Source organism: Terrisporobacter sp. (assembly GCF_017888745.1).
GTDB lineage: Bacteria > Bacillota > Clostridia > Peptostreptococcales > Peptostreptococcaceae > Terrisporobacter.
Window position 1 is genome coordinate 1 of sequence record NZ_JAGHFM010000005.1, and the last position, 11712, is coordinate 11712.

An 11712-nucleotide genomic window follows, 5' to 3' on the forward strand; every position below is an offset into this window, starting at 1 on the left:
AATATTAAAAAAAATCACTCTGATATAATCAAGAGTGATTTTTTTAATATAGTTAATTAACGAGATATGATATTTTTCAATTGATTCGTCCAAATAGCTCCTTAAACAGATACTGAAATCACAATATATAGATAATTATGACTCCAAAAAGTTTATTAATCCCAAAATTGGGTAAAATTGTACTATATTTTTCAAAAAAATACAAATATTGACAAATTTAAGTATAATGATAATAATATTATTATACTTTAATAATATTAAATAGAAATTATAATTTTGTTTACTAATTTAATCATTAGCAAAGGAGATTCTAGGGATGAAGAGAAAAATATCAAGTGCACTGGCTGCTAGTTTGATTGTAGGTCAAATGCAAGGTATTGCATTTGCTGAAAATACAAGACATTGATGTTAGTAAAGAAAATGTGTCACAATCAACAGAAGCTGCCACAGATAATGGTAATACGGAAAAATCAGATGAAGTAAAAGAAGAAACTTCAACTGAAGATAAAAAAGAAGAGGTTTCTACTGAGGAATCAGTAGAGGAAACGACACAAGAGTCAATAAAAAATCAAACAACAGATAAAAGTACATATAAGCAAACAGGTAAGTTAGAGTTAGACTTAAACTTTTCTATGCCTATAAAATATACAAATAAAGAAACAACAAATATATCAGTAAAGTTAAAAAAGGGAGCAGAGATTATTGAAACTGTTAATCTAGGTTCAGATACAAAAAATGGATCTAATAGCAAAGGTATATCTTATACTTTAGAAGCTCTTAATAGTAAAAGGAAAGTATTAAAAGATGGCGAAAAAGATTTATCATTCTATCACTTAACTTTTGAAAATTTAGACTTAGGAGAGTATTCACTTGAATTATCTGGAGATGGATATTTAACTACAACTGTAGATAACATAGATGTAACAACATACTCAAAGAGAGTGTTACTAGGAACAAGTGATAATACAATTGTTATAGATGATAAGGGTACAGAAGATGAAACTGATGATATAAAAGAATATTACCCAGGAGTATTTTTAGCAGGAAATATTGATGATAAGGGCTTAATAACTCAATCAGATTATGATGAATTAAAAGCTCAAATAAAGAGTATGTCATCTTCAGCAGTTAAGTCAAATACTAAGAAATTTGATTTAAATAGAGATGGAAAAATAGACATAACTGATTTAACTTATGTTCACCAAAATATTGGTAGCAGTGTTAAAGAAAAAGAAATATTTGATACAGATGAAATTATAAATCCTGATAATGTAGATATTAAATTACCTGAATCAATAAAATTAGGTGAAGGTTCAGATATAAAGGATTTATTGAAAGATAATGGATCTACTGTTTCATTAGAAACATCAACGGATGCTCCTGTAAGTGAAGGAAATCCTATATCAATGGAGTTAAATTTAGCAGGAACATCTAGACAAGCTAAAACTATAGAGCAGATAGTTATAAAGGCTCCAAGTGAAAATGCACCAACTAAAGGTGAGATAGTTATACCAGGAGAAGATTTACCATTTAAGTTTACTGAAGAAAATATTAAAAAATCAAGTGAACTAGCTAGAAATGGACAGTCTCAAGATGAAATAGTTGTGGATTTAGGAAAGCAAGTTGCAGTAAGTAAGATAACTATAAATGTAACTGGAAGTAGAGGTAATAAAAACTTAGCAGAAATAAGTAAGGTTGAGTTTTTAAATAATGTTTATAAAGAAATCCCACAACCTAAGATGAATGTACCTGTTATAAATAATTTTACAAGTGCAACAGCAGTTGGTAACGAATTTATGGCATTTGGTTGGGATCATCAAACTAACGTAAGTGGATATGAGTTAAAGGTTGAAGAGTTAGATGATAAAGGGAATGTTAAGTCTACAAGTACTTATAAAACAAGTGAAAACTCATTAAAAATAGAAGGTATAAACGGATACTCTATATATAGAGTAAGTATACAATCACTTTCTGGAGACTGGGAGAGTGGATATAAGGATGATCAAGATGGATATAATGCAGAGACAGTTGGAAGTACTAACTTAGGTAATAACTCAAATGATAAAGATGGAGTACCTGATAACGTAGATACTAACTATAATCCACAAGCATGGAATTCTAAAACAGGTAATTTAGACAGCAAAGCTAGTGGAGAAAATGGAAATAAATTTGGAGCTGATTCTATAATAGAACTTCAAGTTATACCAGAAACTGCTCCAGAAGGTCCAGAAGGAATAACAATAAAAGGTGGATATAGAAAACTTAATGTTAGTTGGAAGAGTCATAAAAAAGCTAAAGACTACGACTTATACTATAGAAAAGTTGGTGGCGACGGTGCTTGGATAAAGGCACATGATCCTAATAATCCTAAGTATGTAGATACTAACCCTAACAATGATATACCAGATGGTGTAGCAAATTTAAAACCAGAAGAAAAGACTGATAAAGACGAATTAATAAGAGCTACAACATATGAAATAACAGGATTAGAAGATGAAGCTACTTATGAAATAAAAATGACAGCTACTAACCATCATGGTACAGGCGGGTTATCTCAAACTTATTTAGGAGCTACAACTAAGTTGACACCACCAGTTACGCATAATTATAAGCTTATAAATAGGCCTAATGGTGTAAATGAAAAAACACAAAATATAGTAAGCGTAGAATATCCAAAAGGAACTGCAACTGATGAAGATGCTGTTGTAGATAATGATTATACTACTGTATGGGAGTATAACGATTGGGATCTTGGTGGAAATGGACCTATTGTAACATTTAACAAAGAATATACAATAAAAGAATTAAAAGTAATAAGAAGATTAGATAAACATGAAGTTACTTATCAAACATCAGTACAGTATTTTAATGATACTACAGAGAAATGGGAAACTGTAGGATCAAGTGGAAGAGAAACTGATGATAAAAAAGTTGTAAATATAACATTAGATAAGCCTATTACAACTAAGAAGATTAGAGTAGCTGTATCAGTTTATCCACAGTATGGAAGATATATGAGTATATCTGAGATGAAGTTCTATGAGTATGATAGTTTAGAAGATGATGTAGATAGCTTATTTAAAGATGAGTTAATGTTAGAGTTAAGCGATGATGTTACTCAAGAAAAGGTAGATGAACTTACAAAAAGAGCTAAAACAATAGATGCAGTAAGTATGGAATATCATCCTAATCAAACTCAAATATTATCTGACTTAAAAAGAGCACAAGATTTACTAGAGGATGTTAAATTAAATGATAAGATAATAGATCTTGACTCTGAAATAAGAAATACTAAAAATACAATTGGTCAATCTAATAATTATCAAGCTTTAGGTGTAGCTGTAAAACCAGGTGACAAAATTAATATATACATAGGATCCAAAAATAAAAATTCTAAATTTAATCTTGCAATAACTCAGCACTATGCTGAAAGTGGAACGGCTGTACAAACTTATAGCCAACAGTTAAGTGTAGGTAAAAATGAAATAACTATACCAGAATCAGCATTTGATATGGATTATGAAAAGGGTGGAAACTTATACCTAAGCTTTGCTAGCGATTATAATGATAACCAAAAAGTACAAGTTCGTGTAAGTGGTGGAACAGAAATACCTCACTTAAACTTAAATAATTTAAATGTAAATGATGTTACAATTGATGCAGATAAAGAAGCTGAAATGAAAGAAGCTATAAGAACTTATATAAGACAATTGAAAACATATGTAAGTACTTTACCAGATAGATATCCAAAGACAGGAGATAAGATAAATAATATTTACACATATGATCCAGAGACTTCTATTTTAAATAGTACAGAAATAGAAGGAGATAGAATAACACTTTCTCTTGCAGCAGATCAAGTACTTAAGGGTATAACAGAAGGATTATCTACTGAAGAAGAGCAAGTAAATAGATTATATGATACTATGCTTGCTTGGGAGCAATTAATGAAGGTGTCTTATGTACAACAAGGATTACTTGAGTCACCAATTGACTTTGATGGAGATGGTAAAATAACTAATAAAGCTTTAGAACAGCTTAACGGAAAAAGTGAGCAAACATTCTTTAACGAGAATAAAGCACCTAAAAACCGTATAAATATTAAATACCAAAGAATGTTTACAGGAGCATTTATGTATGCAAGTGGTCATCATGTAGGTATAGGATATGGTTCAGTAGCAGGTATGATGAAAGGTGTGCCATTTAAGTTTGATGATAATGGAAACTTAGTAAATAAGGATAACGGAAGTTTATTTGGATGGGGTATTAACCATGAAATAGGACATGTTCATGATGTAAATGGTTTAACTTATGCAGAAGTTACAAATAACATACTAGCACTTATAACTCAAACATTTAATGATGAAGATGAATCTAGAGTAGAAGATAGATATGATGATGTATATAAGAAAGTTACATCAGGAAGTGTAGGGCTTGCTCCAGGATCTACTAGACTAGTAATGTTCTGGCAGCTACATTTAGCTTATGATAATGATAATACTTATAAGATGTTAGAATTAAATACTGATAAAGATTTAAGTAATGATACATTCTATGCTAAGTTATATAGAACTACTAGAGAAAAGGGAATAGCTGAGAAAGAAGATGGATATGACCAAACAGCTCAAACATTTATAATGAGAGCTTCAGATGTAGTAGGAAAAGATTTAAGAGAATTCTTTGAAAAGTGGGGAATAGTTGCTAGTCCTAAGACAGATGCATACTTAGACAAACAAGGCTATCCAAAAGAAGATAAGGCAATTTATTACTTAAATGATAACGCTAGAAGAAAGAGATTAGAAGCTAATAAAAATAACAATGAAAGCTCTATAGTTATGGCTAAGGATACTAAAGTGAAAGCTTCATTTGGATTAGATAAAGATGGAAAGCAAATAACTGATAAGACTTACTTAAACCAAAAAGAAGTGCCACTTAAGTTAAGCACAGATAAGGATCAAGATAAGATACTTGGATATGAAATAATAAAACTAGAAGCTACTTCACAAGGAGTTAAAGAGGTTCCAACAGGATTTGTTGAAAGAAATCAAGATGGAAGTGAAACTGAATATGTAGATGTTATAGATGCAATAAATAATAGAACATTTGGATATAAGGTTAGAGCATATGACTATAGCCTAAATGTAACTGAAGAAACAGAAATAGGTACTGTAAAAGTAAGTCATGATGGAAGCATAGCTAAATCTGATTGGAAGTTTGATACTAACACAAGAAGTACGGAAGATGTTGCTGATGAAAATACAGGACACGGACAAGTTGAGAATGGATCAATCAACAAGATAAAAGATAATAATAAATCTACAGTATACAATGCATCAAAAGCTACTAATGATAAAGGGCAAGCAGTAGATAAAGCAGATCCATATGTAACAGTTGAAATGGATAGAAGTAAGTCTGTAGTTGGGCTTAAGTATACTCCAGGAACTACGTCTAAGAAGAAGTTCTCATTAAAGAATTTATTTAGCAAGAATAAAGAAGTTACTTATTCTCCAATAAGTAAGTATGAAGTTTATGTAAGTGAAGATGGAAATAATTGGACAAAGGCTCACTCAGGTACATTTGATACTACTAGAGAGAACACAATTTACTTCAATGAAAAAGGAGATAGCGGTAATAGTCAATTATGGTCATATAATGCTAAATATGTTAAGTTAATTGCTAAGGGCGCGTCTACTATATCTATAGCAGAGCTTGATATACTAGGACCTCAAGGCGATAACATAGAAATCGGAATGGACAACAATGACCAAGTTTACAAAAATGGAGTAGGTAGATTAAAAGAAGATTACGAATATGCATCAGGACAAGTTATACCAAAAGGTTCTATATTAGTAATGGGTGAATATAAAGGAGATCCTGCATTTAACGTACCTTTAGTATTAAATGAAAAGAATGAAAACTTTGCACGTAGTGCAAGTGTAATATTATTAGCTAACTTACGAGAAGATGCTGAGTTAGGTGAAGTTGCAGAGGGGAACTGGATATACTGGATAACACCAGATGAACAAGCTCAAGAAGGCAATATAGAAGGAAATAAGGTAAAAGCTGAGCTATATAGATTTAATAAGCTAGATGGAAACACACCAGTTGGTCAAAGATTAGTAAGTGATACTTTCTTAGTAGATATAGATATAAATAACTTACCAATAATAGATTTAAATAGCTATAAAACAAGAGGATTAAATTCTTCTTATGACAAAGTTGTAACGATAAATAGTGAAATATTAAAAAAGGCATCGGAAAATAGATAATAAATAAAAAATGAGAGACTATCTCTTTTGAGATAGTCTCTTGATAAACAGAAAGGAATAAGCTCATGAGAAAATTGAAACCATCAGTAAAAGCTGCAATAGCATCTACTTTGGTATTAACATCAACTGCAGCTATTGCTTACGCAGTTCCTGGAATGCTTAATGAAAAAAATACCGATATAGGAAACAAATTAAAGTTAGATGTTCAAAGAGTTGATAATGATACAGTAAAGGTTGCTATAGATAATATAAAAGATATACCTAAGTCTCTTCAATTTAGTATAAAGTTAGAGGGAGCACAACTAAAAGACGGAGAGAATAGTATAAAAGATTTAGTTGAAAAAGAAGTTCAAACAAGATTAAAGAACAATCAATACTCAGGTAAAACTAATAGCATACTAACAGATTATACTTATAATAAAGATAAAAACACTATAGATGTATTAATAACATCTGGGGATTCATTGCCTAAAGTATCTAATAAAGTAGAAATATTTGAATTAGATGTTAAGAAAACTTCAGGAAATAACTCTGAAACATACAAGGTACTTCCAAATAAGGAGAATGAATATAAGTATGTAAGTAATACAAATAAAGAGTATAGTGGTCTAGGTGTAGCACATGATAATAAAGATATAACTATGGCTTCTGTACCAACAATAACATTAAGAGAGCAGTCTATAAGTATAGTTGAAAATGAAGTTCTAACTACTAAAAAGTTAACAGAAGAACTAGGTATAGAATTAAACGATGAAGATAATACACCAGATTTAGAATTAGAAATTCTAGAAAATGGTAAAAAAGTGGAAGAATTTAAGAAAAATACACCAGGTATATATGAGTTAGAGCTTAAAGCAGTTAATAAGAAGACTAATCTAAAATCTGAGGCTATGAAAATACAAGTAAATGTAGTCTTAGAAAATATAACAGAGCCTCCAACTATAACTAAGGATGGAAAAGAGTTAGAAAATATTATTCTAGATGGAGGAAGTGTATTTAATCCACTTGAAAATGTTAAAGCGGTAGACAAAAAAGGAAGAGAAGTTAAGGTTTCTGTTAAATCAGATAAAAATCTTAACTTAGATCCAGATAAAGATACTACTTACAAATTAACATATACAGCTGCTGATATTTATGGAAACAAGGCTGAAAAAGTAATAACATTAATAGTATCTGCAAATCAAGTACCTGTTATATCTGGTGTTAAAGATCATACTATAAAAGTAGGAGATAGTTTTAATCCAAAAGACGGTGTTACTGTAAAGGATGATAAAGATAGTAATATAGAATTAAAGGTTGAAAGTGATGTAAACACTAATATACCTGGAACATATAAAGTTTCATACAGTGCAACAGATAGCGGTGGAAAAACTTCTAGAGCTCAAAGTACAGTAAAGGTAAACCCAAAAACAGGTACAATAAATAAAGCACCAGTAATTACAGCAAGTGACAAAACTATAAAAGTAGGAGATAAGTTTAATGCACTAGAAGGTGTAACAGCACATGATGAAGAGGATAAGGATTTAACAAAATCAATAAAGGTTGCAAAGAATGAAGTAGATACTTCTAAGCCAGGAACTTATAAAGTAGTATATGAAGTAACTGATAGTGATGGAGCAAGAGCAACTAAGGAAATAACTGTAACAGTTAAATCTGATATTGTTTTAGCTGATAGTATAACTATAAACAATAAATCTGATAACAAAGTTTATATAGGTGGATCAAAAACTATAACTGCATCTGTAAATGAAAGTGCAGATTTAAAGGATATAGATTGGAAAATAAGTGATTCATCAATAGCAGAATTAAGAATTATTGGGAATGAAGCAAGAATAGTTGCTAAAGCTAAAGGAGAAGTAACTTTAACAGCATTAACTACAGACGGAAGTAATAAGTCTGATACTATGACTATTAATGTATTAAACTTTGAGGAAGATAATGAAGTACCATCATATGTAAAAGATGTAATAGATACTGACGTATTAACTCCAATGTCTGGATCAGGAGCAGAAGAATCTCCATTAGAGTTTGAAGTAAAAGATGTAACTGTGAACAAGTTAGATAAATTCTTAGATAATTTAGAATCATTAGACTATAAAGTACTTTCTATTAGTGAAGATGATAACTTTACTATTTATAAGATAAAGGTAGTGAATAAATCTGGATTATTTAGATTATTTAAATCTACAGAAGATACTTACATAAACATAAAAGTAAGTAAGTCTTTAGATAATGCTGATGAAATAAATGATAGATTATCTAAATTATCAGATAATGAAACTCAAAAACCAGAAAATAACAAACCAACTATATCTATAGATGGACTAAATACTAATATAATGGTAGGAGATAAGTTTGATCCATTAGCTGGAATATCGGCATATGATAAAGAAGATGGAGATTTAACAGGATCTATAAATGTATCAGGAAAGGTAGACACAACAAAACCTGGCACATACACATTAAAGTATACGGTAAAAGATTCACAAGGTGAGGAAACTTCAATTACAGTAGATATAATAGTATCTGAAAAAACAGAAACAAATGAAGTTACTAAAGGTGAAAAGCCAGTAATAAAGGTGACAAGTTCAGTAGATACTATAACAGTAGGAGATAAGTTTGATCCATTATCTGGAGTATCAGCATATGATAAAGAAGATGGAGACTTAACTGGCTCTATAAAGATATCAGGAAGTATAGACACATCAAAAGCTGGAAAATATAAATTAACTTATACAGTAGAAGATAAAGATGGAAACATATATACACTTGTAAGAACAATAACTGTAGTAGAAAAAACAACTTCTAAAGAAGAGAATGAAGGAAGTGTATCAACTCCTCAGACTGGAGATGCTGGAATTATAGTATATCTTGGAATAGCATTAGCAGCAGTTGGTGGATTAGTACTAAACAAGAAAAGAAAGAAATAGATAATAAATAAAAAATTATTCAATTTATAATATATATAAAAGACTATCTAAAAGTATAAATTGTTATTTAAGCATATAACAATTGCATATTTTGAAGATAGTCTTTTTATATGATAACTAAAAACTGATAAATATATTTATCAGTTTCATAAGCCATATTAATAATAAATAAATTTTAACATTATAGACCGCAACTCTTATTTTAAGAATTTTTATATAATTTATATTTGGTTATGTTTTCTATGTATTTGCAAAATTATTCATATGTCTAATAATACTAGTATACTAAGATAAATAATATTGTTGTTTGGATACTTAATCTTAGAGCGTTTATTCATATTCTTTCTGATTATAAAATACTTTAAATGACTAGATTATTTATGTTTTTTTACTTCATTGTAATACTCTTTTGGTGTAATACCGAATTCTTTTTTAAATGCACGGAATAAATTATTATAACTTCCTATTCCACAAATTTGTGAAATATCTGTTAAAGAATATTCCTCCTCTATAAGCCTTTTACACAAATCTAATTTAGTTTTTACTATATAACGGTGTAATGTCAGCCCTGTAGCCTTTTTGAATTCTCTTGATATATGAAATTTACTAATATAAAATTCTTTTTCAAGATGATCAAGGGAAATTTCTTCTGTAATGTGGTTGTTAATATATGAAAAAATATCATCGATTAAAAATGGTTTACTTTTTTTCGCTTTTTGCTTTGGGTCTGCATATATACATGACCTGAGTATTAGAACTAGAACTATTGACAATGTATTTTTAATATACAGATTATCAGCAAATTGATAATTTTCATCTTTTATGTATACAAGCTTTTTTAATATATTTTTTATTAACATACTAGTTTCTGTATTTGCATCTATTACTGAACATTCAAAAGGTACAGTATTAAAACTTTTAACTAAATCTATTTCTTCATCTGATAATTTATTTAGTAATTCTATAGTAATGGCTAGTTCATATATTACAAGAGATTGCTTTGATTTTGATTCTATATCAATAATATTATTAGGACTTATTAAAATAATATTATCAGTACTACATATTTGATATTTGTTCTCTAGTTTTACATAACAATTACCTGACAATATAAATAATATTTTATAATATTTATTTGATTTAATTCTTTTAGTTTTTATATTGTCAAATTTAATTTCACTTACAAAATAATCTTTTTTATCAAGCATTAATTCCCACCCTTTTTTATATTTTAGTTAAAATATCAATTTTTGTTAATATTGTATCAATATATGAATATAATTTTATTTTACAATATGACATAATAGAATTACAGATAAATCTTATAACTTTATTAAATTTATTTGTGATAATTTTATTTAACTATCATTAAGGAGGCAACTTATGCAAAGGTTTTCGATGAAAGATAAGATAGGATATACTTTGGGTGATTTGGGGTGTTGTTGTACTGAACAGTTTAGAGCTATGTTCTTAACAGTATTTTATACATTAGTTTTGAAGGTTAATCCTATCCATGTAGGTACAATAATGTTAATAACAAAATTCTGGGATGCTATTAACGATCCTATAATTGGAGCTATTATAGAGTCTCGTAAAGCAAAACCTGGTAAAAAATTTATACCTTGGATTCGTGCATTTTCTATACCGTGTGCAATATTAATGTGTATCGGATTTGTAAACGTTTCCAATTTAGATTATGGTTTAAGATTAGCTTATATTTTAATTACTTATGTTTTATATGAAGCTATGTATACTTGTGTAAACGTTCCATTTGGATCATTATCAAGTGTTATGACAGACGATGTTAACCATCGTACAGATTTATCAAGATATAGAAGTTTAGGTGGAACTATTTTTATGACTGTCATAGTTATCGTTGGACCACTATTCTTATACAAAGATAATGTACCTGTTCCTTCAAACTTTTTACTATTAGCTATTATTTGTGCTTGTGTAAGCGTTTTCTGTTTACAGGTTACATCTGTATGGTGTAAAGAACGTGTTGAGTTACCTCATATAGAAAATGAAAAATTTAATTACTTTGAAGTATTAAAAAATATTTTAAAAAATAGAGCTTTATTTGGAGTTATAATTGCTAGCTTAGTTGGTATGATATCAGCTAGTGTTGTTAATGGATTAAATACTTATTTATTTAAAGATTATTTTGGTAATGTACAAATAATGGCTGTTTCAGGAATGTTGAGTACAGTTTATTCAATAATTACATTTGTTGGTACTAAATTTGTTGCTAATAAATTTGGTAAAAAAGAATGGTGTATGTATGGTGCTGGTTTTGCTGCAATAGTATACGGAATTTTATTCTTCTTCCCAATAGATAATCCAATGATGTTTATAGTAATCAATGGTGTTTGTTATATAGGAGCTTCTGGCTTTCAAATATTAATTTGGGCTATGGTAAATGATTCAATAGATTATCAAGAGTTACAAACTGGAACTCGTAATGAAAGTATGATTTACTCTACATATTCATTTTTTAGAAAGCTTGCTGCTGC

General features: G+C 29.1%; 4 protein-coding genes. 3 read left to right on the forward strand and 1 reads right to left on the reverse strand.

Annotated elements, in window-relative coordinates; genetic code table 11:
* The first annotated feature begins 383 nt into the window (after positions 1-383).
* Both J7G74_RS00135 and J7G74_RS00140 read left to right on the forward strand, forming a co-directional pair.
* Positions 384-6269: a M60 family metallopeptidase gene (locus tag J7G74_RS00135; protein WP_297130151.1), complete on the forward strand. Its 5886-nt coding sequence runs from the start codon at positions 384-386 to the stop codon at positions 6267-6269.
* Positions 6270-6334: 65 nt separating this feature from the next.
* Positions 6335-9199 (forward strand): immunoglobulin-like domain-containing protein, encoded by a 2865-nt coding sequence (locus J7G74_RS00140; RefSeq protein ID WP_297130154.1) that lies wholly within the window; start codon positions 6335-6337, stop codon positions 9197-9199.
* Between the two features lie 374 nt (positions 9200-9573).
* Here the strand turns inward: J7G74_RS00140 and J7G74_RS00145 are convergent, their stop codons facing one another.
* A complete protein-coding gene (locus tag J7G74_RS00145) occupies positions 9574-10407 on the reverse strand; it encodes a helix-turn-helix domain-containing protein (RefSeq protein ID WP_297130158.1) in 834 nt (277 codons plus the stop codon).
* A 175-nt stretch (positions 10408-10582) separates the two neighbouring features.
* Here J7G74_RS00145 and J7G74_RS00150 point away from each other — a divergent pair.
* Positions 10583-11712, forward strand: a 1130-nt coding sequence (locus tag J7G74_RS00150; protein ID WP_297130159.1) for an MFS transporter, incomplete at its 3' end; no start/stop codon positions are given.